Raw genomic sequence first — 24483 nt, forward strand, 5'->3', positions numbered from 1 at the left:
CATTCTCCCCTTAGTAAACACGTTTTTTAGGCACAATGCGCTTTAAGTCTATGCCGCCATCCGCCTCAGATGTTAATGGATCCACATGAACAGGCCGATAGGATAATGTTACTTTCCCATCTTTTGACAAATGCGAAAGTGTATGGCGGCGCCAATTTTTGTCATCACGCTCAGGATAATCTTCACGCGCATGCGCCCCACGGCTTTCTAAACGCGCAGCCGCAGAATGAACTGTCACAATCGCATTCGCCATCAAATTCTCAAGCTCTAATGTTTCAACTAAATCAGAATTCCAAATCAACGAACGATCTGTTACTTTAAGATCAGAAAGCTCATTCCAGAGTTTACTTACACGTTGACATCCCTGTTCTAAAGAATCTGCCGTACGGAACACCGCAGCATCTTCCTGCATAGTCCGCTGCATTTTTTCACGCAACACCGCCGTTGGTATATGCCCTTGAGCAAAACGTAAACGATCAAAACGTGCCATAATTTCATCAACAGCTGTTTCATTCATCGCCGGAATTTCTGCATTGCGGTCAATTACTTTTCCTGCACGAATTGCAGCCGCACGCCCAAATACCACAAGATCAATCAATGAATTGGAACCCAAGCGATTGGCACCGTGAACAGATGCACACCCCGCCTCACCCACAGCCATCAACCCCGGTTGAACACAATCAGGCGAATCATTCGTCGGATTTAAAACTTCCCCATAGTAATTGGTGGGAATACCACCCATATTATAATGGACCGTTGGCAAAACCGGGATAGGATCTTTTGTCACATCAACACCTGCAAAAATTCGCGCTGATTCAGAAATCCCCGGTAAACGCTCATGCAATATAGCAGGATCAATATGATTGAGAACCAAATGAATATGATCCTTCTTGGCACCAACCCCACGCCCTTCACGAATTTCAAGCGTAATACAACGTGAAACCAAATCACGTGAAGCCAAATCTTTAAAAGAAGGTGCATAACGCTCCATAAAGCGTTCACCTTCAGAATTGATCAAATAACCACCTTCTCCACGTGCTCCTTCTGTGATTAAGCAGCCAGAACCATAAATACCCGTGGGATGAAATTGAACAAACTCCATATCCTGAAGCGGCAACCCAGCACGTGCAATCATTCCACCGCCATCACCTGTACATGTATGGGCTGATGTAGCGGAAAAATAAGCACGTCCATAACCACCTGTTGCCAACACAACCATCTTAGCAGAAAAACGATGAATTGTACCATCATCTAAATTCCATGCCACAACACCTGTACACACGCCATCGGTCATGATCAAATCAAGTGCGAAATATTCAATAAAAAACTGCGCATTATGTTTTAAGCTTTGCCCATAAAGCGCATGCAAAATAGCATGTCCAGTACGATCAGCTGCTGCACAAGTACGTTGAACTGGCGGTCCTTCTCCAAACTGCGTCGTATGCCCACCAAAAGGCCGCTGGTAAATTTTACCCTCTTGTGTACGTGAAAAAGGAACCCCGTAATGCTCTAATTCATAAACAGCAGCAGGAGCGTTGCGCACCAAATATTCCATCGCATCAGTGTCGCCAAGCCAATCAGAACCTTTCACTGTATCATACATATGCCATTGCCAATTGTCAGGCCCCATATTTGCAAGAGACGCTGCAATACCGCCTTGTGCTGCAACTGTGTGCGAACGAGTGGGAAAAACTTTTGTAATACATGCTGTCCTCAACCCCTGTTCAGCCATGCCAAGGGTTGCACGCAGACCTGAACCACCAGCGCCAATAACAACAACATCAAATTTATGATCCACATAATGATAAGGAGCATGACCCGCTTTAGGGCCCAAAGACGATACTGTAGCCACCATGTCGGTTAAACTCCCAATACGATTTTTAAAAGAGCAAAAATAATGAAGCCACCCAGAACACAACAAAACAAGGTGTTTAATACTAAAAACAATACCCGCAAATTTCCATGTGGGATATAATCTTCAATAACAACTTGCATTCCAAGTTTCATATAATAAAGGCTCGAAAAAGTCATTAACCCCATTAAAACCGCCACAACAGGGTGCGAAAGTCGTGTATAAATAACATCATAGTCTTCCCCCGCAAGCGAAATGATAAGAACAATAAAAAATATCCAAAGCAACACACTGGTAAAACTTGTCAGATTTTCTAACCAAAAATGTCCTGTTCCCTCATGCGCACTTCCAAAACCGCGCACCTTTCCAAACTCTGTTCGAAAATCTTTTTTCATATTTTTCTCCATCCCCTATCAAAACAACCCGTATCCAATAACCCAAATTGCGCATGTCACAATAAGGGTAATAAACACAGTTGCCCAAGCAGTTGTAGTTGCTTTTTCTTTAGCTAAAAGACAAGGCTTCATATTCCAAACAAGATGGCGAATACAGCCAACCATATGATGAACCCCCGCAAGTGTAAAAAGAAATAAAACGCAAAGCCCCGGGAAAGATCCATAAATCCTATTAACTGTTTTAAACGTATCATCCCCGCAAGCGATTGACCCCAACCAAATGGCAAAACATATCATTCCAAAATAAAGCGCTACACCAGTGATACGATGTGCAATTGACATCGCCATAGTAATCGACCAACGATAAATACTCAAATGGGGAGAATGAGGGCGATCTTTTATCCTAGATGTCTCTATCATAAAAACTCTGACCTGACTTTTATTGCAACTTCATCGTAAACGAGAAAGCTCGTATAAACGATCAAGCACATTTCAATTTTGATACCTAAAGGCGCACATTATACAGGTCGGTTATCTCAAATAACGGATTAAAGGTCGCGCATAAAAAAAACCGATTAGCTCATAGCAATAAACTACAAAGCCTGCTTTGTTTAGTACAATTTTATCTTCACGTCAAAGGTTTAAACATTGTTTCTTCAACGTAAACATGTATTTTTTTCAAACGCACTCAAATTTCATCATTAAATAGTAACGAAATACTTCACAATAATGACGGTTTAAATCATTAGCTATAGCTTAAATTATTATGAAAAACAAATATCGCTCTTCTTGATAGAGAAGCTTTCAAATTACGCTTAACATTAAAACAAACTTTTTTATTAATAAGCTTCTCTTTTAAAGACAAACTACTCTCTCTCAAGAGATCCAATAGATTGAATACCCAAATAATCCACACATACCCAATTCAACTTCAATAACAATATTACAGCTCTTTGCTTACACTTGTTCCTTCATCAAAACCGCATTTTCTTCATAAAAATACATTGAAACACTCATTATAACGAAAATTATTGGAATAATTTTTAATTCACACGACCAATGAGCGCTATCCCTACACCTCCTCCAGTCCCATTTTTATAAGAGCATATCAATTTCTTGATAGTTTTTTATAGCAAATTTCTGCATCAAAAAAATAACAAACAATTCATTACAAAAAATATTGTTAAAGTTAACCACTACAAATATTTTGTAAGGTTAATATAAAACAAAGTGATTCTCTAAAATTTGATCACCAAACACCTCTATAGGAATCTCTCTTGTTTTTTATAAAATCCCTTATAAAGAAGTTCTTTTTTAATCGCAATCATCCCTTACAAAGCAAAAAAGCGGCATAACAGCCGTCTTTTTCTTAAACTTGAACAAGAAATATTTATTCAGCAGCTTTGTCTTCAATTTTCTCCGCAACGACTGTTTTTTCTTCTCCCTCAGAAACCTTAGCATTCTTACGGTAATCTCTCTTTTCAGCGATACGTGCAGCCTTTCCTCTTAAACCACGAAGATAATAAAGCTTTGCACGACGAACCTTACCCCGACGAACAATCTCAACACCCTCAACCAAGGGAGAATACATTGGAAACACACGTTCAACACCTTCGCCATAAGAAATTTTGCGCACTGTAAAGTTCTCATTCAAACCACCACCCGAACGTGCAATGCAAATCCCTTCATAAGCCTGAACACGTGTACGCGTACCTTCTGTTACACGCACCAAAACGCGCAACGTATCTCCTACCTGAAACACTGGAAATCGGCGTTTTTCTTCAATTTTCGCGCATTGTTCAGCTTCAAGCTGCGCTATAATATTCATTTCTTTCATCCTTCATGTTCTTTTCGAACAGTCAGAGCGTTCAACTCTTACCACAAAGCTGCCTTTCATGCAGAAAAGATAGTCCTCGGGCTCTGCTTTAAACACCTGAGCTCTGCTTTAAAAAAGAGCGAATACACTATTTTTTTAGAATTTATTCTTTTAAATCCATAGAAAAGCGCTTTTCAGAAAACTCTCTTAAAAGTGCGTTGTGCAATACACCATCTTTAAAAATGAATCAAGCCTTTCGAAGATTTTCGGTATAAAGAGCATAAAGGTCAGGTCGACGTTGACGTGTTAAGCACTCGGCTTGTTCTTGACGCCAATTTGCAATAGCTTTGTGATGACCTGATATCAATACCGGTGGAATAGTAAGCCCTTCAAAAATTGAAGGACGCGTATAATGGGGATACTCAAGCAAATTATTCTCAAAACTTTCACATTCCCCAGAAGCTTTATTGCCCATAACACCAGGTAAAAGCCGCACAATTGCATCCATAAGAACCAATGCAGCCACCTCTCCACCTGAAAGAATATAATCACCAATCGAAATTTCTTCTAATTTTCGCGCTTTTATTACGCGTTCATCAACCCCTTCAAAACGACCACATATTAATATCACACCTAAACCACGTGCTAAAGAACGAGCGTAGTTTTGATTAAAAGGACGTCCCCGTGGGCTCAATAAAAACCTCGGTAAATCAGGAGGACAACTATCAATTGCAGCAGCTAACACATCTGCCCGCATCACCATACCAGCACCCCCACCAGCCGGTGTATCATCAACGCTGTGGTGTTTGTCAAAAGCAAAGTCTCTAATCTGTACTGTATTGAGCGACCATATCCCTCGCTCTAAAGCCTGCCCTGCTAAAGAATAACCCAATAATCCTGGAAACATTTCAGGATAAAGTGTTAAAATATGTGCTTGAAACCCCATGTTCATTTTCTCATCCCACTCTCTTCGTTCAAATCTCACTTGTTTATTGTTCTTCTTTCACGCAACCAAACCAGCTGCCACTGGATTGATCACAATAAAACCAGAAGCAACACAAATTTTCGGCACAGCCGCCTTGCTAAACGGAATGAGTTCTCTCTTGCCACCATCTAAACGGATTTCAAGCAAATCACCAGCACCAAAATTAAAAAAACCACTTACCTCACCAAGAAGCTTGTTTGCATCATCATAAACGCAAAGTCCAATCAAATCGATTTGATAAAATTCATCCTCAGTCAAATCATCAAGCAATTGATCTCGCTTAATATAAAGGTTAATTCCCTTTAAAGCTTCAGCAGCACTTCGTTCCTCCACCCCTTTAAAACGCACAATTGCATCGTTTTTTTGCACCCGAAATGTTGCAATTTCATAACAACGCCCTCCTTCATCATAAAAAACACCGTAAGTCTTTAAGCGCTGGGGTTCACCTCCCAATACCTTAACCCAAACATCCCCCCTAATTCCATGGGCAGCCCCAATAACGGCAAGACAAATTGCCTTTTTAAGTTTTTTTCTCTCTTGTTTCATGTATAATATTATCTCTTCTAAAAGAAAGAATCATTATATACTTAATTATTGTCCATTAGAGCTTGTTGCCATATAAAAATCCTATAAAAATATATTTTATGGCATATAGTGAATGAAAAAGGAGAAGTCTGATGGCGAATATTATGCTTTTCTATAAAAATGTTACCCCAATCAACAAAACTTTTCACAGAAGTCTTAAATTTAATCCCTCACAAGACATGTCCTTTGCAAAAGATACTCATTGGGTTCCCCTAGCAAGTGATGAATATTTTCAAGCTGCTCTAGACTACCCTATTTTGTTTATGAGTGCAGAAGATGAACAAAAAAAGCGTCACTACACATCCATCGCTCTTGTAGGTCTTTCTAATGATGTAAATAATTACATTACTGCTGATAAAAGTTGGCAACGTGACACTTATATTCCCGCCTTTATTCGTCGTTATCCTTTTGTTCTTGCGCAAATACAAGATCAAAAAGAGCTTTCTGTGTGTTTTGACCAACAGTCTGGTATGTTTAATGATGTAACAGGCATAGAACTTTTTAATTCCGATGGATCTATTTCTCCCTTCATGGAAGAGCGTATTAATTTCCTCGAGCACTTTAAAATTGGTATGGAAAGAACAGTTGAATTTATTGATACCCTTGTCAAGATGGATCTTCTTAGTCAAAAATCAATTAATGTCAAAAATGACCAAGGTCTTTCAGCTCAATTAGAAGACTTCTGGATTGTTGATGAAGAAAAACTTCATAAATTACCCGCTCATCAACTCGCTAAATTGCATAAAAATGGCTTTTTAGGGCGGATTTTTGCGCATCTTCTGTCAATGAATAATCTTCTAAAGGTTCTCTCTTTAAAAGGTGCAAGTCAAGCCGCTGCCAATTCTGTGGAACAGAAAGAAAAAACAAATGGACAAGCTAGTCCTGAAAAACCTAAAAAAGGGAAAAATACTCTTAACTAAGAATGTCTCCCAATAATGATAATAAAAAAAGCCAAAATGCTCCTCTGATCCCAGCGGAGCAAGGTCTTTTAGTTGCAAGAAAAAACTGGCTAGAGACTCTTGTAAAAACGCGTCGTATAGCTGCACGCACAGCAGAAGCTTATGAACGCGATACGCGGCAGTTTTTGATTTTTTTATGTCATCACCTCGGGCATGAAGTAACTTGCAAAGATCTTGCTAATTTGTGTGTTGCTGATTTGCGTGCTTATTTGGCTTATCGTCGTACACTAAAAATAAGTGCGCGCTCTTTAAGCCGAAGTGTGGTGAGTTTGCGCTCTTTTTTCAATTACTTATCGCGTGAAGGGATCGTTGATACCCTAGCTGCTAAACTTATTCGTACACCAAAACACCCAAAGCTTTTGCCTAAGCCTTTGAACGTACAAGCAGCACTGCATATAATCAAACCAGAAAATCAACAAGAAGATGAACCGTGGATTATTGCTCGTAATGTTGCTGTTTTAGCGCTCCTTTACGGCTGCGGAATGCGAATATCAGAGGCCTTAGCACTTACACCGGAACAATTTTCTGATCCAGAGATAACAAGTCTATCTGTAATAGGAAAAGGGGGGAAAACACGTCTAGTTCCATTAATTAAAACCGTCTATGACATGGTAGAGACTTATCTTAAATGCTGCCCTTATTCTTTAGTGAATACTCAACCAATGTTTCGTGGTGTTCGAGGTGGCCCTTTACAACCGGCTATTATTCAACGTCTTGTTCAAAACTTACGTGCTCGTCTTGGTTTACCAGAAACGACTACACCGCACGCATTGCGTCATTCTTTTGCGACCCACCTTTTGTCGCGTGGAGGAGATTTGCGTACCATTCAGGAATTACTTGGCCACGCCTGTTTATCGACAACACAGGTTTACACCCATATTGATACAGACCGCTTATTAGAAGTTTATCAAAAAGCACACCCTCGTGCTTCAAAAATTATTGAATCAGAAAAAATATCTTAAACAGCTTCAACCTCAAGAGCTAAAGCGTGAACATGTGTCGCTAATTCTTGCTGTAAAACTTTATAAATTGCCCGGTGTCTTTCTACCCGCGACATGCCTGAAAAAGAAGAAGAGAGAATTTTCACCCGAAAATGCGTTTCCCCGTGGCTATCAAAAACACCATCTTTATGACGATGCCCCGCATGAAGACTGCTTTCATTAATCACTTCAAGCTTTTGCGGACAAAAAGCATCACACAGCTTTGTCTCGATGACTGTTTGAATCACAGTAGACATTTTTTTTTACTCTCCACTAAAATGGATAGTGTAATTAGCTATCTTCGATACTACATTAAGTATGAAAATAAATTTTCAAAGTCAATCCTTGTCAAACGCACCGATTTTGCATAAACCAAAAACATGGCTACAACATCTAAATTATTTGATTCAATTCGTATCAGCTCCAATAAAAAAAAGAACCACAAGCCCGACAGTGTCAATGGGAAGGGTGTGAAAAAACGGGGGTGCACAAAGCACCAGCAGGCCGTAATCGTGAAGGACAATATTTTTACTTTTGCCTTGATCATGTACGTGCTTATAATAAAGATTTTAATTATTTCTCAGGTTTTAGCGATAAAGATATCGCCAATTTTCAGAAAGACGCCCTCACAGGACACCGCCCTACGTGGTCTGCTGGGAGCAATAGTGCATCAAAAAAAACGTCTCCTTACTACGCGACAATCCGCTCTGGAACAGCAGCTTATCAAAACCGTATGCGTGACCCATTTTCATTTTTTACCAAACGTCACTCAACTAGTACGACTTCACGAAAATTAAAACCTTTGGAAGCCAAAGCTTTTGATACTTTAGGGTTACAAGCAAATGCCTCAGCTGAGGATATTAAAACAAAATATAAAGAATTGGTCAAAAAACATCATCCTGATGCCAATGGTGGTAACCGTTCTTCAGAAGAACGTTTCCGTGATGTTTTACATGCCTACAATTTACTCAAGAAATCCGGCCTGTGCTAAAGGAGGATCATCATGTTCAAAGTAATCTACTTTAGTGCAAGCTGTTCTTATTTAAAAAACATCATGAAATATTAAAGTGATAGATCTCCTTATCCCCCATCCCCTCTCTTTGTACAGAGCATTGCATCAACAATTGATGTCTTGTATTGTTTTTCAACTCAAATAATAAAGAGTGGATATCCTGCCAAAAAACAATGACAAAACCAAATCACGCTATCGATGTTCCTGATATCACAGTCTGCGCTCGCGATATATTCCATATTGATACAGATATGACAGTACCCGCTTTTAGTGCAAAAAGCCTACATGTCCCTGACTTAGATCCCGATTATCTTTTTGACCAGCAAACAACTTTAGCCATTTTAGCAGGCTTTGCTTTTAATCGTCGTGTTATGGTTTCTGGCTATCATGGCACTGGTAAATCAACACATATTGAACAAGTCGCCGCACGTCTTAACTGGCCTTGTATTCGAATTAATCTTGACAGTCACGTCAGTCGCATTGACCTTGTCGGAAAAGATGCCATCGTTTTGAAAGATGGCCTACAAATTACTGAATTTAAAGATGGCATTTTGCCCTGGGCTTATCAAAATAACATTGCCCTTGTTTTTGATGAATATGATGCAGGCAGACCTGATGTTATGTTTGTCATTCAACGGGTACTTGAAGCCTCAGGACGATTGAGCCTACTCGACCAAAACCGCGTTATCGCTCCTCATCCAGCATTTCGTCTTTTTGCAACTGCAAATACCATTGGCCTTGGCGATACAACAGGGCTTTATCATGGCACACAACAAATTAACCAAGCCCAAATGGACCGATGGTCTATTGTGACGATATTAAATTATTTACCCCATGACCATGAAGTTGACATTGTCTGTTCGAAAGTCAAACATTTCCAAACACCTCAAAGAAAAAAAACAGTTTCACAAATGGTGCATGTCGCCAATATGGTACGCCAAGCCTTTATCAATGGTGACCTTTCAACGGTTATGAGCCCGCGCACTGTAATCACTTGGGCAGAAAATACTGAAATTTTTCAAAATGTTGACTTGGCTTTCCGCTTAACCTTTCTTAACAAATGTGATGAACTCGAACACTCAATTGTTGCAGAATTTTACCAACGTTCTTTTGGAAAAGAGCTTACCAAAGCATTCAATTTATCTAAATCACTCAATCTATAATGTCTGATCTTTAAGGAATAGGAATGCGTCAATTATGGCGGCAGAAGTTGGTAACCACAGCAAACATCCAATAAACCACTTTCCCAACAGTAACTTTGACATTGCAGCTTTTAAAAAAGCCGTTTCTGTCTGCATCCGTACACTTTCTAGCACATGCAATTTTGAAGTTACTTTTAACAAAAACAAGTCATCTATGGATGACAATTATGTCCATCCACCAATGTTACCACCACACATAACACAAAAAGATGTCGCCATTACCCGTGCACTAGGGGATTGCATAGCACTGCACAAAGCATGGCATGATCCCCATATTCATGCCCAGTTTGCTCCAACACAACCAGAAGCACGTGCTATTTTTGACGCTCTTGAGCAAACACGCATTGAAGCAATCGGCACCTTAGCAATGGAAGGAATTGCTCAAAATCTTGATACAATGCTCGCCGATAAATACCAAAAAACCCACTACCAGATGGTGCGCCATCAAAGTGAAGCTCCCCTAGAAGATGCACTTGTACTTTTACTGCGTGAAAAAATAACAAAACGCCCCCCCCACAAGAAGCTGAACCCATATTGGAATTATGGCGTCAATCAATTGAACAAAAAGCTGCAATAGAACTGCATGAGCTTACATATCATATTTATAACCAAAAAGCTTTTGCACATATTGCTCATCAAATGCTTATTACATTGAAAATTGCCAACCAATTAACAGAAAACTCTAAGGGAGCACACAATAAAAAACCAGACAATGATCTTGAAATAAAAAATCAAGATAAAAAAGAAAGCGAAAGCGCAAAATATTCTCAAAATAAAGAACAAAAAACAACTGACCAAAATAATGATAGATATGATAAAGAGAAAACACAAACTACTCAATTAAGCGATGATGATACATCCCAAAAAAAGCAAGAGAATACTTGGCAGAAAGAACAAAGAAAATTCAAATATTCTTCCAATACTTGCCAGCCAATGGAAAAACTTGCCGATTACAAAGTTTTCACGCGTCAATTTGATGAAATTTTAGAAGCGACTCATTTTTGTTCGGAAAGCGAATTAGATCACTTACGTCACTGTCTTGATAAACAATTAAATCATCTCCAAAACATTGTCGGACGCTTAGCAAACCGTCTGCAACGCCGTCTTATGGCTCAACAAAATCGTTCTTGGCATTTTGATCTTGAAGAAGGACACCTTGATACAGCACGACTTGCACGTCTCATTATCGACCCAATGCAATCGCTTTCTTTTAAAAGAGAACACGATACACACTTTCGTAATACAGTCGTTTCATTGCTCATTGATAATTCAGGATCAATGCGAGGACGACCAATTACTGTTGCAGCAAGTTGTGCTGACATTTTAGCGCAAACACTTGAACGCTGCAAAGTCAAAGTTGAAATTTTAGGTTTCACCACTAAAGCTTGGAAAGGTGGTCAAGCCCGAGAAGAATGGAACAACCAAAATAAACCTGATAATCCAGGACGTTTGAATGACTTGCTCCATATCATCTACAAAAGCGCCGATACACCATGGCATCGTGCTCGACGTAATTTAGGCCTAATGATGCAAGAAGGATTGCTCAAAGAAAATATCGATGGTGAAGCACTCATTTGGGCGCATCAACGCCTTCTATTACGACACGAATCTCGCCGTATCCTCATGGTCATTTCTGATGGTGCACCAATTGACGATTCAACACTTTCTGTTAATCCTAGTTCTTATCTTGAAAAGCATTTGCACGCTGTCATTCAAGAAATCCAAACACATTCACCTATAGAATTAATTGCCATTGGCATTGGTCATGATGTCACACGTTATTACCAACGCGCCGTGACAATCGTCAACGCTGAGGAACTAGCAGATGCCATGACAAAACAATTAGCAACACTCTTTGACCCCAAAAAACTTAGCCGCTCACATAATATTTTCAAAAGATAAACATCGTTTTAAAAAAATAATAACCACGATAAATGATTTACATGCACCAAACATCTCAATAAGTATGCATTTCAAATGCTCTTATTTTAGCAAGTACACTAAAAACTTTACCATTTTTATAAATTAACGATAAATTTTAAAAAACTAAAGAGAAGCTTTTTTTACTGCTCTGATAAAAGTGAAGCCCTAAAACTTCTCAAAATTGTACCATAAGGCACAAGCATAACCAAACTCATCACTATTTTGACCATAAAATCACCACAAGCAAGTGAGAACCAAACTGGAACGTCAAACCCAAAAAACATTGTGTTATCCACGATAGAACCATCAACATAACCTGTCATATGATCAACAAAGCTAAAATGACTAGAAAAAGCAATAGCAAAAAATAATACTGTATCCAAAGCTGAGCCAGCCAATGCTGCTGCTAAAGGTGCCTTCCACCATGTCTTACGTCGCAAAGGTGTAAAAACAAAAATATCCAGTAATTGCGCAAATAAAAACGCCATACTAGAAGCAATTGCAAGCCGTGGCATAACTAATACCCAAGAAACAAAAAAAGCCGTTATAAACCCAGTATACACCACACGCCGCGCTGCAGATGGACCATAAAAACGATTCGTTAAATCATTAATCAGAAAAGCAATTGGATAGGTAAAAGCCCCATAGGTCAAGATCTCATTCAAATCAAACCAATAGATAGGATATTGAACCAAAATATTGGAAGCAGTCACCGCCAAACACATTGCAAAACTTGCAAAAACAATATGCTTTTTTCTTTGCTCTGCTAAAGATTTACAGGCTGAAAACATTCCTTGTAACCTGAGGTATAAACTCGAATTAATCAACAGTGTGGCTAAACAACCAAAGACTTAAAACTTACCCTTAAAAAACAAGAACAAATATTTAATTCAGCTTTGAACCAAAATCAATCAAGCTGCTTGTTCAGCCTTTTTCTTCATGATCTGGCGCTTTAATAAACGCGCACGTTGCGACAATTCTTTATCATCAGCTTTCACCAAAAAGCAATCAAGACCACCACGATGCTCAACTGAACGTAAAGCATACGCTGAAATACGCAAACGGTAACTTTGCTGAAGCACTTCCGAAATTAATGTCACATTGCAAAGATTTGGCAAAAAACGACGACGCGTTTTATTATTGGCATGACTCACATTATTCCCATACTGGACTGCTTTTCCTGTTAATTCGCAGGTACGAGACATAGACTTCACCTTTAAACTTTAAGAAACTTTTAAATTCCAAATCCAGCGATACAAAACGGGCGCCAAGCGCACCAAACTCAGCCTTGAACAAGCATCATTGGAAATGTCGGGTTTATAAGATGTTAACACTAAAAGGTCAAGTATTTTGATACTCATTGGTGCTTATTGATACTTATTTTGTCAATTTTGCAGTTCCATCACCAATATCAGGTATATTTTTTTCGCTCGATTACCAAATATTACTGCCTTATATTGCTGCCTTTTTTGACAAATATATTACTTAACTTTTGTAAAAAATGCATAAAATATTTTCTTTAAATGTTGAACATGTTAAAGAGCATTAATAATGATCAAGATGAATCAATCTCCGACAAAATCCCAGAAAAATATAAGTTTTTTTTCTATCTTGCTTGGCATTTTATGTATAGGCTTCTTTTTGCTCTTCAGTGCACTAGGCATCTGGCAAGTACAGCGACTAAACTGGAAAACGAATCTCATCGCCAGTGTTAATCAGCGCATCCACTTATCCCCCATCAAAGCACCACCCCAAGATCAATGGGAGCACGTTACTTTTGATAAAGATGAATATCGCCCTGTCACACTTACCGGAAATCTCTTAACAGACAAAAATATTCTTATAACAGCCCTCACTCAAGAGACCACGGGCTATTGGGTTTTGACCCCTTTACAAACAGCCGATAATACTTTGACCTTTGTAAATCGTGGTTTTATTCCTATGGATGCACGTCACCACTTTGAGCAAGAAAATTCCCCGCCTTATCCCCATTCTTCCACGAACATAGAGCAAACTACAGTCACTGGTCTTTTACGTATGAGCGAGGGAGACGGAATATTTCCACGCAAAAATAACCCTGGTCAAAATCTTTGGTATACACGCCAACTCCCCGCCATGGCCCAAAAATTAGAGCTCTCCAATGTGGCCCCTTATTTTATTGACGTCACACAAAAAATAACTACACAAGGAAATCTTCCCATTGTCGGTCTAACGGTTGTGCATTTTAACAATAATCACCTGAGCTATGCTCTAACATGGTTCATTTTAGCAGCTGGCGTTTTGGGTGCATCTTTTTTTCTACTTTCAAAATATAATAACTAAAAAAGACACACCTTCAAATATTACCATTTCATGAATAAATACTAAAACAGCCCTCCTTTTAAGAAGGGCATACATCACTTAAAATATCATCAAATATTGCGCTGAAAATTTTACAGACTTTATTTATTTTTTCAATGAAACACCCCTCATAAACTTGCAAAGTTGATACGAAAACACCCTCTTTTTCGCTCTCTTCCCCTATTTCTACAATAGAGGAAAATACAAACCCCTCATCAAAACACCCCCCTTAATTTCACACCCAAGTGGTCAAGTGCAAGTGCTTATCAAAGACAAATATTAAAGAGATTTGCGCGAAAAACGCCACGCAATTGAATGAATATCACCCCGATTAATACCAAGATCATTAAGTTCATATGTTGAAAGATTATTTAATGCCTTAACTGTCCGACGATAACGGCACCAAGAACCAAAAGACTGCAGAATATTCATGTTTTTACCCAAATCTTACGTTAAACCCTTGAAACTCATAAGATAGAGCAAATTTCACAAATAAGTTGTGCTATAATCACATAACTGGCGTGCATTTATGGCATAGGAGCATGTTGCCAAATTTCTCTCATTCGGCTGACAAATAAAAAACCATACATTTTAATGGCGAAAATGGCGCACACCTGTAAAAACCATCGCCAAATCGTGTGCATCAGCCGCTGCAATAACTTCCTTATCGCGCATTGACCCGCCTGGTTGAATAACCGCAGTTACACCAGCTTCAGCAGCTGATAATAAACCATCAGCAAAGGGGAAAAACGCATCTGATGCAACAACAGACCCCTTGGTTAAAGGTTCTGTTAAACCCATTCCTTTTGCGTTTTCTTCAGCTTTATGAACTGCAATTTTAGCTGAATCAAGACGGCTCATTTGACCAGCACCAATACCCACTGTTGCACTGTTTTTTGCATAAACAATAGCGTTTGACTTGACATGTTTAACAACACGAAACGCAAACTGAAGATCACGCATCTCATCTTGGCTGGGTGCCCGTTTCGTTACCACCTGGAGTTTCAAATCCTCAACTACCGCATTATCACGTGACTGCACTAAAACCCCCCCTGCAAGTGTTTTAAAAACCAACCCTTCAGAACGTGGATTAGGCACACCACCCGTTATCAATAAGCGGAGATTTTTTTTCTGTGCAATAATTTCACGTGCCTCCATTGTCGCATCAGGAGCAATAATCACTTCCGTAAAAAGTTTAACAATCTCTTTTGCACACTCTTCATCTAAGGGGCGATTTAAAGCAACAATCCCTCCAAACGCTGATATATTATCACATCTTAAAGCATTTAAATAAGCTTCTTTTAAACTCTGCCCTTCTGCAACCCCACAAGGATTGGCATGTTTAATAATAGCAACAGCAGCAGTTCTGCAAGGATTAAATTCTGCCACAAGTTCAAATGCTGCATCTGCATCATTCATATTATTATAAGAAAGCTCTTTGCCTTGTAAAAGTGTTGCGGTTGCAACCCCAAAACGTTTATCACGAGTGCGGTAAAATGCTGCTCGTTGATGCGGATTTTCCCCATAACGCATCACACTATCAAGATGACCGGAAAAACTCTGCCAAGATGGCATTTCAATTTTTAAATCTTGTGCAAACCAAGCCGCTATTACTGCATCATAGGAAGCTGTGTGCTCATAAGCACGTGCTGCCAATTGACGACGCAATAAAAAGCTTAAACACCCATTATGTTTCTTTAATTCATCCAAAACCAAATTATAATCACAAACTGCTGTTACAACACCAGTATAAGCGTGGTTCTTAGCCGCCGCGCGAATCATCGCTGGACCACCAATGTCAATATTTTCAAGAATCGTTTGCGAATCTGTTCCAGATTGAATTGTTTCTTCAAAAGGATATAAATTAACCACAACAAGATCAATTCCACAAATACCATGTTCTTTCATAGCAGCTGCATGGTCTGGATCTTCTCTCACACCCAATAAAGCACCATGAATCAATGGATGAAGTGTTTTAACACGCCCATCCATAATTTCCGGAAATCCTGTCACTTCAGCAACATCTTTTACCGGTAAACCGGCATCCTTTAACGCTTTGGATGTTCCCCCCGTTGAAATCAACTCAATCCCATAAGCGTGAAGTGCCTGTGCAAACTCCACCAAACCAGCTTTATCAGAAACAGAAAGAAGAGTACGACGGACCTGATGAAAATCAGGCACAGAATAGTTTTTTGAAATAGCGGCCATAATGAAGATTCTAAAAATAAAAGGATTAAAATTCAAGCAAATTTATAATATGTTATTATAGAATATATATTTCCTCCCAAAAAACTGGAATAATATAACGCTTAAATCTTTTTATTCACAAATAATAAAACCATCTTCATTCCACTACTAGTAGGATACTCCTACTCTGATTCAAGGCGGACAAAGCGCCAATGAACTTTTTCCGTCAATGCAGGGCGGAAATATAAAACAATTTGTTGCGTGCGTTGCGGACCTGCTAATTCAGCAAAATCAATCGAATCTTCTAAATAAATATCCGCATCAGACGACATAAAATGCCACATCCTTTTACCTTCCACAGCCAAATGCACACTGTCTCCATTATGGATGACCTCCACTTTGGGGTGAAGATGAAACCGAACTGCGACACAATTAGACTCATTGCAATCAGCCTTACGTCCATTTGAGCGAGCAGTGTGCGGCGTGAAAAAGCGATCAAATCCTTCAATAATCGCTCCGTTTGTCGTTAAAATAAGACCGCGCTCATGAATAAGATTAAAGGACCGCACATACCCATCATGGCATGCAATAAAACCAATCCTTTCTGCATCTTCTATACGTTGTATTTTAACATCCGTCGGTCCTTCAAGTAACAGGGAAGTATTTTGGCCCTTTTTTTTGCGAAAGACACCCACCGAACAATCATTGACTGTTGCCGTTGAATGTGCCGCTGTGATACGCCCGAAATGCCGATACTCTTCACCCCCATAAGAAGCAATACCCGCATTGATAATAAAACGGTTTCCTTGAGAAGACATCTCAAATGACAGGCATCCCGAACAAGCATGTTCTGAAGCAAAATGTGGTGGAAATTTTCCCGTATCTGCAAGTACAGTTGTTTGATTGGCCTGTAAACGCTGAAAACCAGAATAACGCGCATGACTAAAAGGATTTCCCCCTGTTTCATCAAAATCTAAAATAGCTGATAGGTTCTGCGACATAACAGGACCAACCCCATTAAAATGTGCAAGTGTTTGATCCTCATGGATAAAAAACCGCAAAGCTGGCAACATACGCTCAACTGAATCAATTAAAATACGTGGCAGTACTTCATTGCTATGCTTGTAAAAATCACGCAAAGATAATAAATCCAACAGTAAACTGAGCAAAATAGCAGGACTGCGTGAAATATGCCCCCCATCAATAAGAATTTGACGAGAAAGCTCACGGATAAGATAAGTTTGCATTTTTTTCTTTGTTGCAGTACAAACAGGCAAAGCCAAAGAAGCAAATATCAAAGCGATCACCGCTTGTAAGCGCTGATCATTTTCTTCCATACTGCGAATCGATATACGCAAATAACGAAATTGAAAACCAAGCGAATGTAAAAAACGCTTTTTAAACTGTTCACTTGCACCCTCTAACAATATTTGCGAATGACAAATCCATGCAATTAAACGTCGCGCAACAACCCCCCCACTCCAAGGTAGCCCTTTTATTTTCCTACCACTGTGATTAAGCCAATCTTCTAATAAAGAACGCGCATGTGCTATAGCCAATGGATTGCGTGCTGCCATCATATGCCGTAACCAATGAAAATCATGAAGGGCTGTTTCCCATTCTGGCGTTGGTGAAACTACTGTAAAAGGCGACAGAGAGCCACAATGAACGACCCGACCAGCAAAAGCAAACCGGCCATGGTAAAATTCATGTGCTACCTTTGAATCAGCTAAGTGTAAATCAATGGGATGTGCTAAAATTTTCTGCGGGTGAAAACCCAAAAATCGCCAACGAAATAAAGGCCCCATCCATAAACGTCTTAGAGATTGTAGGATCTTATACACAAAAACCGATGTCTTTACCTGATGACTTCCCGCCGCAATCGCCACGCTTATCTCTCCAGTCATTCTTTATCAACACAGTGAATGTCGGCGATTTATGTAAATGAAACGTTAATTAAGCCACCTTGCGTAAACGTGCTGCAAAAAAACCATCCATTCCAAATAACAGTGGGTCTTTAATATCACAATTACCATAGCAACAATCAGCAGGCGTTGTGCGCAAAGTACCATCAGCAGATAGCAAATGCTTCATAGAACCCATTTCCTCTGCTAAAATGGGTTCTAAAACAATATCATCACGCGTAGACAAAATCTTTTCAATAAGATCCTCCCCCTCTTGTCTTGCCAATGAACAATTAGAAAAAATAATGCGTCCACCCTTTTTTACAAAAGCAATTGCCGTCAAAAGCAGATCATACTGCAAAGCCGTTAATTTGATGATATCGTCAGATGATTTAGTCCATAAAATATCTGGATGACGGCGTATCGTTCCCGTAGAAGAACAAGGTGCATCAAGAAGAACCGCATCAAAAAGCTGCTCAGAATAAAAGTCTCTCATATCACCAGCCCAATAATGGGCTGACAAATGAAGACGGTTCATATTTTCTTTTAAACGCTCTAACCGATTAACCGAACTCTCAACAGCTGTCACATCTGCTCCTTGCAAAGCTAATTGAGCCGTTTTTCCACCGGGACTTGCACAAAAATCAACAACTCGTTTGCCACGAATATCTCCTAATAAACAAGCAGGTAATGCTGCTGCAAAATCTTGAACCCACCAAGCCCCTTGCGCATATCCTGGTAAATTAACAATAGGGCCATCTAAAGCATCAAGCCGAATCGAACCATTAGGCAAAACAATACCCCCAAGCTGCCTTGCCCAACCAACACTGTCTGATTTCACAGTCAAATCAAGTGATGGTGCTTTGTTTTGCATTGCTAAAATCTGATGCGCCTTATCAACTCCATATGTTGACACCAACAGCTGCCCAAACCAAGCTGGAACATCTTTAATGGTTGGCTCCTGCATACGCAAAGACACCGCCTCACGTGCAAAATTGCGTAAAATAGCATTTACTAATCCTGAAAAACGGCGTGTACGGGGATCAATTTTAGCTATTTGCACCGCTAAATCAATCGCCGCATGATCAGGAATATCAAGATAAAGAATTTGTGCTGCACTGATATGTAAAAGATGCTGAAGTGACAATGCTTGAAGCGGCAAAGGCCGTTTTAAAAAACGTGATAAAGCAGCTGTAATCTGACCTCGATGACGTAAAGCTGTTATTAAAATAGCCCGACATAATAAGCGATCACGATGCGAAAGCTTTAAATAATGTGGATGTCCATATTCATGATCCGTCAAACCAGAAAGAGACTTATGCTTATCAAGCACCACACTTAAAAGACGAGCACAAACTTGGCGAACAACCAATCCCGGAATATTCTTTTCAGACATACATCCCGCTTTTTTATTTTGCACAATAACACCTCTACACCTCCCTTTTAAAAACATTATAACCGAGGTTTTTTAAAATTCTGATGACGAAGCCAAGAAGGACGATCTGTTGTGCGCCGAAAAGTACCCCTTTCCTGACGATTAAGAGTATTGTTTTGAGCACTAAAATTTAAATCTTCATTCTCTAAATCTAAATCACTTCCTTTTTCACAAAATATACTCTTTTTACCTTCTTCTATATTCTTGGCTTTGAATATATTCATTTCCTCGGCTTGCTTACAAAGAGCTGCAATACGATTTGCAGTCGCTGGATGAGTAGAAAAAAGGCTATCAGCTCCCTCACCCCTTAAAGGATTAATAATAAACATATGAGCCGTTGCTGGATTATGCTCTGCCTTTTCATTATACACCATATGTCCCCCATCTGCAATTTTACTCAAAGCTGAAGCCAACCATAAAGGATTACCACATATCTCAGCTCCACGTCGATCAGCAGCATATTCACGCGTACGGCTAATAGCCATTTGCACCAACATAGCCGCAAAAGGCGCCACAAACAGAGCAATAAGGCCACCAAGCACCCCAACACCATGCGAATGCTCCGAAGAATTGCGCTGCCCTCCCATCAACAAAGCAAAATTACCCAGCATAGAAATTGCCCCTGCAATTGTTGCGCTAAGAGTCATAATCAATGTATCACGATGCTGAATATGCGCCAACTCATGAGCCATAACCCCAGCAATTTCTTCTGGACTTAACCGCTCTAACAACCCTGTACTTGCGACAACAGCTGCATTATGCGGATTGCGCCCTGTAGCAAAAGCATTGGGTTGCCCATTGTCTATGATATAGACCTTCGGCTGTGGAAGAGAAGCTTTTTGCGCCAATTCACGCACAATTTTATAATAAACGGGTGCCAAATGCTGATCCACTTCACGCGCACCATACATACGCAAAACTATTTTGTCTGAATTCCAATAAGAAAAAAAGTTTAAGCCCCCTGCCATTAAAAGCGCAATAACCATACCATTGCTTCCTGCAATGAGATAACCAACCCCCATAAAAAGTGCAGTCATAAAAGCCACAAGCATTGCTGTACGTAGGATATTCATTGCTTTAAAACTCCATGATAATGCGTAATAATATCTATATGATAAGAATTTTTTGATTCTTCAATGGAAGAAAGATGTAAAATGGACCAAAAAGACAAGGCAACAAAACAAAATGCAACAAAACAAAATCCAGCTTCCCTTAAGCAGCAGCACCCCCTTCCCCCAGAAGCACAACGTGCCCTCAAAGAGGCTGCACAAAGACGCAAACAAGTACTCCATGAAAATATGCCTTTGGAAAATGGTGGGCGCGGCGGGAAAGATCCAGCACGCTATGGAGACTGGGAAATCAAAGGCCGCGCTATTGATTTTTAAAAGACTCAAATTGATGGCTCAAAAACCAAACCACTTTTAAAGACAAGCAAACATCTTTCAGATAAAAACAAGCAATGATTGCCTGCTTAAAACATAAGCTTTCACAATGTTTCTCTTGTGATGAGATTTAAAACACTCATACTTCTTCTGATACAGCCGCCTCTTCCAATACGACTGCTTCTTCTGATACAGCTGCTTCTGCAGTTGAAGCTGATGCTTCTTCAGCAGCTTGCTTTGCTGCAGCAGCACGTTCTTGTGCCTTTTTACCAGGCTCACCTTTGTGTGGGTTGTTACGTGCTGGACGTTTTTTCAAACCAGCAGCATCTAAAAACCTCAAAACACGATCTGTCGGCTGAGCGCCCTGACCAAGCCAATATTGAATACGTTCTTCGTTTAGCTTTACGCGCTGTTGATCTTTAGGCAACATGGGGTTCCAGGCACCAACACGCTCAAGAAAACGCCCATCGCGCGGACTACGCACATCCGCAACAACAACATGGTAATAAGGACGCTTTTTTGAGCCCCCACGAGACAAACGAATTTTTAATGCCATCTTTTTCTCCGATCAACTTTAACTTTTATTTAAACTCATTTTCTTTGTTTCTTTGCCCTTCAGCAATAATTATATGATGAATCACTTCTAATGGTGAAATTTAAAAATCTTTCAGCAAAATTGGGGTTAAGACAATTGTCCATAACCAATTGTCGCAAACCTGTAACCTGACTTTGCTCACACGTCACATAAACTATAGGTAAAGCATAACGAGCTTTTAACTCCCCAACTGCTTGTATACAGCAAAAGCATTTTGCTAAAATACGAACTAGTGTCGTACCAAAATCATCAATAGACGCTCGTAAACGCGTCAAATCATCTTGTATTTTCTTCTGCATCACGCTTCCTTTTTTCTCTGCTTTACGATTTCTTCTTAGGAAACGGAGGTAATTTCCCCCCATTCCCAGAAAGACCACTGGGAAGACCGGGAAATGGTGATCCACTCTGAGGAAGACCAGGTAATTTCTCTCTTAAATTACCATTTTTAATTTGTTTTTGTAACACCGATAACTGGGCCGGATCAATTCCCGATAAATTAGGCATATTACCAGGAACACCTCCAGCTCCAAATCCTAGTTTGGAACCAAGTCCCCCTAACATTTTTCCCATCAAACCGCCTTTGCCTTTTCCCCCCATAGCTTTCATCATATCAGCCATTTGACGGTGCATTTTCAAAAGTTTATTAATATCAGCCGCACTTGTACCAGACCCTTTAGCAATTCTTTGTTTACGACTATGTTTCAAAATCTCAGGATTAGCACGCTCTGCAAATGTCATTGATGAAATAATAGCCAATTGGCGGTTTAAAAGATGATCATTAAGACCTGCAGCTGCTATTTGCTCTTTCATCTTTTCCAAACCCGGCATCATTCCCATAATGCTGCCCATACCTCCAAGTTTTTTCATTTTCTGTAACTGCTCTGCAAGATCATTAAGGTCGAACTTTCCAGCCTGCATTTTTTTAGCAAAATTCATCGCCTTTTCATGATCAATCGTTTCAGCAGTTTTTTCAACTAAAGAAACAATATCCCCCATGCCAAGGATACGATCTGCAATACGACGAGGATGAAACTCTTCCAAAGCATCTATTTTTTCACCAACCCCAATCGCTTTGATCGGCTTTCCTGTAACAGCACGCATTGAAAGGGCTGCACCACCGCGGCCATCACTATCCATTCGTGTTAAGATAATCCCTGTAAGGCCTACACGTTCATCAAAAGAACGCGCAAGATGAATAGCATCTTGACCGGTAAGGCTATCAGCAACCAACATAATTTCATGAGGAAGCGACAATGCCTTGATCTCAGTCAATTCAATCATCAAAGCATCATCAAGATGATTGCGTCCTGCCGTATCAAGAAGCAAAACATCATAAGCGCCTAATTTTGCTGCCTGTACTGCCCGTGCAGTAATATCAACAGCAGATTGACCAGAAATAATGGGTAAGCTTGCAAGCTGTGCCTGCTCTCCTAACTGACGAAGCTGTTCTTGTGCTGCGGGGCGGCGCGTATCTAACGACGCCATCAAAACTTTTTTATTGTGTTTGTCGGTTAAACGCTTTGCAAGCTTTGCTGTCGTAGTTGTTTTTCCCGAACCTTGTAAACCAATCAACATGATAACAACCGGTGTTGGTGCATTTAGATCACTGAGGACAGCCTCATTACCCAACATGCTCACAAGTTCATCGTGAACAATTTTAACAACCATTTGGCCGGGCTTAATAGATTTAACAATAGCAGAGCCAACAGCTTTTTCACGAACCCTATCAGTAAAAGAACGCACCACATCCAGTGCAACATCAGCTTCTAACAAAGCACGACGAATCTCACGCAGCGCTGTTGCAACATCCTGATCCGACAAAGCCCCACGCCCTGTCAAATTGGACAGAATGGAACCAAGACGTTCCTGTAAGGATTCAAACATCATCTACCTCATCAACCACATAATAAACAAATCAAAATGGCATCCGAGGACGCAACGCGTTATCGGATGTTGACCTCTGGGATCTTTTTATACCCTTAAATAAGTGGGGTCCCAGTCGGTGGCTCCAAGTTAATTCTTATTACTGAATGCTTGTTTCTTCAAACAACAAAAACTACTCTTTGTCAAGATTGATCATACACCACATCTTTGCACGCAAAGATTACGCAAGACTAAAAGATATTTATGACCGGGTGAGCAATTTTTCCTCAACGCGTACAAAACGCTCCGTTTCTTGTTCTAAGCTCCATAATTCACCGTTTGAAATATCAAACCAAGCGCCATGAACTGTCAAAAGACCTTGATCTTTACGTTCTTTCAACCATGGAAATGTCTCTAAATTCTTCAACGAATAACGAATAGAAAAATGCTCCAACGCAGCCTGTTGCTCTATCTCAGTCATTGATTCACGACAGCAAGCCCTTTTTCCGACCGAGACCAAAAGATCCATCCACAGTCCCATACAATTGTTTGATGACAAAGGCTTATACACCTCACCAAGAACAATATTAATTCCCCCACAACGCCCATGACCTAAAACAACAACATGCTTAACTTTCAGCGACTGTACCGCAAACTCAATTGCTGCTGCTGTTGCATCATATTGATCACCAGGAGAAAAAGGTGGAACAAAATTTGCCACATTGCGCACAACAAAAATTTCACCAGGGCTGGCATCAAAAATTGTTTCTGGCGCCGCACGTGAATCACAACACGCAATCATCAAAATCTCAGGTCTCTGCCCTTCTTCTGCCAATTGCCGATAACGCGCCGCTTGCTGTGAAAAATGACTGGTCATAAAAGACCGATAACCATTTAAAAGTCTTTCTGGGAGATCTGTCATCTTTATATTTATTGTTAATATATATTTTTGAGATATGCTACTTTTTCATAGAAAAAATATCAATAAAAATATTCTTCCACTTATACCAATTGTTTATCCAAAATTTACAGCATCATTCTAAACTGCAAAAAAATTTTATAATTATC

Annotated in this window: 23 protein-coding genes and 2 pseudogenes; 7 read left to right on the forward strand and 18 right to left on the reverse strand. The window is 39.8% G+C overall.

The window, feature by feature from the left end:
- Positions 1–10: 10 nt before the first annotated feature.
- From sdhA to rimM, 6 genes are all read right to left on the reverse strand, one after another.
- Positions 11–1855, reverse strand: a complete 1845-nt coding sequence (gene sdhA / locus BWD162_RS06735) for a succinate dehydrogenase flavoprotein subunit (RefSeq protein ID WP_078705951.1) — start codon at positions 1853–1855, stop codon at positions 11–13.
- Positions 1856–1860: 5 nt separating this feature from the next.
- A complete protein-coding gene (gene sdhD, locus BWD162_RS06740; RefSeq protein ID WP_078705952.1) occupies positions 1861–2247 on the reverse strand; it encodes a succinate dehydrogenase, hydrophobic membrane anchor protein in 387 nt (128 codons plus the stop codon).
- Positions 2248–2265: 18 nt separating this feature from the next.
- Positions 2266–2667, reverse strand: a complete 402-nt coding sequence (gene sdhC / locus BWD162_RS06745) for a succinate dehydrogenase, cytochrome b556 subunit (protein ID WP_078705953.1) — start codon at positions 2665–2667, stop codon at positions 2266–2268.
- A 970-nt stretch (positions 2668–3637) separates the two neighbouring features.
- On the reverse strand, positions 3638–4075 hold the full coding sequence (rplS, locus tag BWD162_RS06750; RefSeq protein WP_078706171.1) for a 50S ribosomal protein L19: 438 nt from the start codon (positions 4073–4075) through the stop codon (positions 3638–3640).
- A gap of 235 nt (positions 4076–4310) precedes the next feature.
- Positions 4311–5009: a tRNA (guanosine(37)-N1)-methyltransferase TrmD gene (trmD, locus tag BWD162_RS06755; RefSeq protein WP_078706172.1), complete on the reverse strand. Its 699-nt coding sequence runs from the start codon at positions 5007–5009 to the stop codon at positions 4311–4313.
- Positions 5010–5066: 57 nt separating this feature from the next.
- Positions 5067–5594, reverse strand: coding sequence for a ribosome maturation factor RimM (gene rimM, locus BWD162_RS06760; RefSeq protein WP_078705954.1), 528 nt, complete (start codon positions 5592–5594; stop codon positions 5067–5069).
- 131 nt (positions 5595–5725) lie between these two features.
- On the opposite strand from rimM, the gene BWD162_RS06765 reads away from it, so the two are divergent.
- Both BWD162_RS06765 and BWD162_RS06770 read left to right on the forward strand, forming a co-directional pair.
- Positions 5726–6553: a SapC family protein gene (locus BWD162_RS06765; protein WP_078705955.1), complete on the forward strand. Its 828-nt coding sequence runs from the start codon at positions 5726–5728 to the stop codon at positions 6551–6553.
- 2 nt (positions 6554–6555) lie between these two features.
- Entirely contained in the window at positions 6556–7554 is a 999-nt protein-coding gene (locus BWD162_RS06770) for a tyrosine recombinase XerC (protein ID WP_078705956.1), read from the forward strand.
- Here BWD162_RS06770 and BWD162_RS06775 read toward each other — a convergent pair.
- On the reverse strand, positions 7551–7829 hold the full coding sequence (locus BWD162_RS06775; RefSeq protein ID WP_078705957.1) for a BolA family protein: 279 nt from the start codon (positions 7827–7829) through the stop codon (positions 7551–7553). The two genes, BWD162_RS06770 and BWD162_RS06775, sit on opposite strands and share 4 nt — an antisense overlap.
- Positions 7830–7952: 123 nt before the next feature.
- Here BWD162_RS06775 and BWD162_RS06780 point away from each other — a divergent pair.
- From BWD162_RS06780 to cobT, 3 genes and pseudogenes are all read left to right on the forward strand, one after another.
- Positions 7953–8563, forward strand: a pseudogene (locus BWD162_RS06780) (J domain-containing protein).
- Positions 8564–8757: 194 nt separating this feature from the next.
- Positions 8758–9747, forward strand: coding sequence for a cobaltochelatase subunit CobS (gene cobS / locus BWD162_RS06785; protein WP_078705958.1), 990 nt, complete (start codon positions 8758–8760; stop codon positions 9745–9747).
- A 34-nt stretch (positions 9748–9781) separates the two neighbouring features.
- A pseudogene (cobT, locus tag BWD162_RS06790) lies at positions 9782–11688 on the forward strand (cobaltochelatase subunit CobT).
- A gap of 161 nt (positions 11689–11849) precedes the next feature.
- Here the strand turns inward: cobT and BWD162_RS06795 are convergent.
- Both BWD162_RS06795 and rpmB read right to left on the reverse strand, forming a co-directional pair.
- Positions 11850–12500 carry a VUT family protein gene (locus BWD162_RS06795; RefSeq protein ID WP_078705959.1) on the reverse strand — a complete coding sequence of 217 codons (651 nt, stop codon included), beginning with the start codon at positions 12498–12500 and terminating at the stop codon, positions 11850–11852.
- 120 nt (positions 12501–12620) lie between these two features.
- Positions 12621–12914 carry a 50S ribosomal protein L28 gene (rpmB, locus tag BWD162_RS06800; RefSeq protein ID WP_078705960.1) on the reverse strand — a complete coding sequence of 98 codons (294 nt, stop codon included), beginning with the start codon at positions 12912–12914 and terminating at the stop codon, positions 12621–12623.
- 346 nt (positions 12915–13260) lie between these two features.
- Between rpmB and BWD162_RS06805 the strand changes: the two genes are divergently transcribed.
- On the forward strand, positions 13261–14031 hold the full coding sequence (locus BWD162_RS06805) for an SURF1 family protein (protein ID WP_078705961.1): 771 nt from the start codon (positions 13261–13263) through the stop codon (positions 14029–14031).
- A gap of 297 nt (positions 14032–14328) precedes the next feature.
- Here BWD162_RS06805 and BWD162_RS06810 read toward each other — a convergent pair whose 3' ends face one another.
- From BWD162_RS06810 to htpX, 5 genes are all read right to left on the reverse strand, one after another.
- Positions 14329–14481: a DUF1127 domain-containing protein gene (locus BWD162_RS06810; protein WP_078705962.1), complete on the reverse strand. Its 153-nt coding sequence runs from the start codon at positions 14479–14481 to the stop codon at positions 14329–14331.
- A gap of 159 nt (positions 14482–14640) precedes the next feature.
- Positions 14641–16257 (reverse strand): bifunctional phosphoribosylaminoimidazolecarboxamide formyltransferase/IMP cyclohydrolase, encoded by a 1617-nt coding sequence (gene purH, locus BWD162_RS06815; RefSeq protein WP_078705963.1) that lies wholly within the window; start codon positions 16255–16257, stop codon positions 14641–14643.
- Between the two features lie 161 nt (positions 16258–16418).
- On the reverse strand, positions 16419–18143 hold the full coding sequence (locus BWD162_RS06820; RefSeq protein ID WP_078705964.1) for a heparinase II/III family protein: 1725 nt from the start codon (positions 18141–18143) through the stop codon (positions 16419–16421).
- Between the two features lie 49 nt (positions 18144–18192).
- Positions 18193–19560 (reverse strand): RsmB/NOP family class I SAM-dependent RNA methyltransferase, encoded by a 1368-nt coding sequence (locus BWD162_RS06825; RefSeq protein ID WP_078706173.1) that lies wholly within the window; start codon positions 19558–19560, stop codon positions 18193–18195.
- Between the two features lie 32 nt (positions 19561–19592).
- Positions 19593–20648, reverse strand: coding sequence for a zinc metalloprotease HtpX (gene htpX / locus BWD162_RS06830; protein WP_078705965.1), 1056 nt, complete (start codon positions 20646–20648; stop codon positions 19593–19595).
- An 81-nt stretch (positions 20649–20729) separates the two neighbouring features.
- Between htpX and BWD162_RS06835 the strand changes: the two genes are divergently transcribed.
- The gene (locus BWD162_RS06835) at positions 20730–20960 is read left to right on the forward strand and encodes a DUF1674 domain-containing protein (protein WP_078705966.1); all 231 of its coding nucleotides are present in this window, start codon (positions 20730–20732) and stop codon (positions 20958–20960) included.
- A 136-nt stretch (positions 20961–21096) separates the two neighbouring features.
- On the opposite strand, the gene rpsP is transcribed toward BWD162_RS06835, so the two are convergent.
- The 4 genes from rpsP to BWD162_RS06855 form a co-directional block, all read right to left on the reverse strand.
- Positions 21097–21513, reverse strand: a complete 417-nt coding sequence (rpsP, locus tag BWD162_RS06840; RefSeq protein ID WP_078705967.1) for a 30S ribosomal protein S16 — start codon at positions 21511–21513, stop codon at positions 21097–21099.
- Between the two features lie 59 nt (positions 21514–21572).
- Positions 21573–21851, reverse strand: coding sequence for a chorismate mutase (locus BWD162_RS06845; RefSeq protein WP_236824113.1), 279 nt, complete (start codon positions 21849–21851; stop codon positions 21573–21575).
- 22 nt (positions 21852–21873) lie between these two features.
- Positions 21874–23436 carry a signal recognition particle protein gene (gene ffh, locus BWD162_RS06850; protein ID WP_078705968.1) on the reverse strand — a complete coding sequence of 521 codons (1563 nt, stop codon included), beginning with the start codon at positions 23434–23436 and terminating at the stop codon, positions 21874–21876.
- A 241-nt stretch (positions 23437–23677) separates the two neighbouring features.
- Positions 23678–24337: a carbonic anhydrase gene (locus BWD162_RS06855; RefSeq protein WP_078705969.1), complete on the reverse strand. Its 660-nt coding sequence runs from the start codon at positions 24335–24337 to the stop codon at positions 23678–23680.
- Positions 24338–24483: the final 146 nt, after the last annotated feature.

The sequence above is a fragment of the Bartonella sp. WD16.2 genome, from assembly GCF_002022505.1.
Classification (GTDB): domain Bacteria; phylum Pseudomonadota; class Alphaproteobacteria; order Rhizobiales; family Rhizobiaceae; genus Bartonella.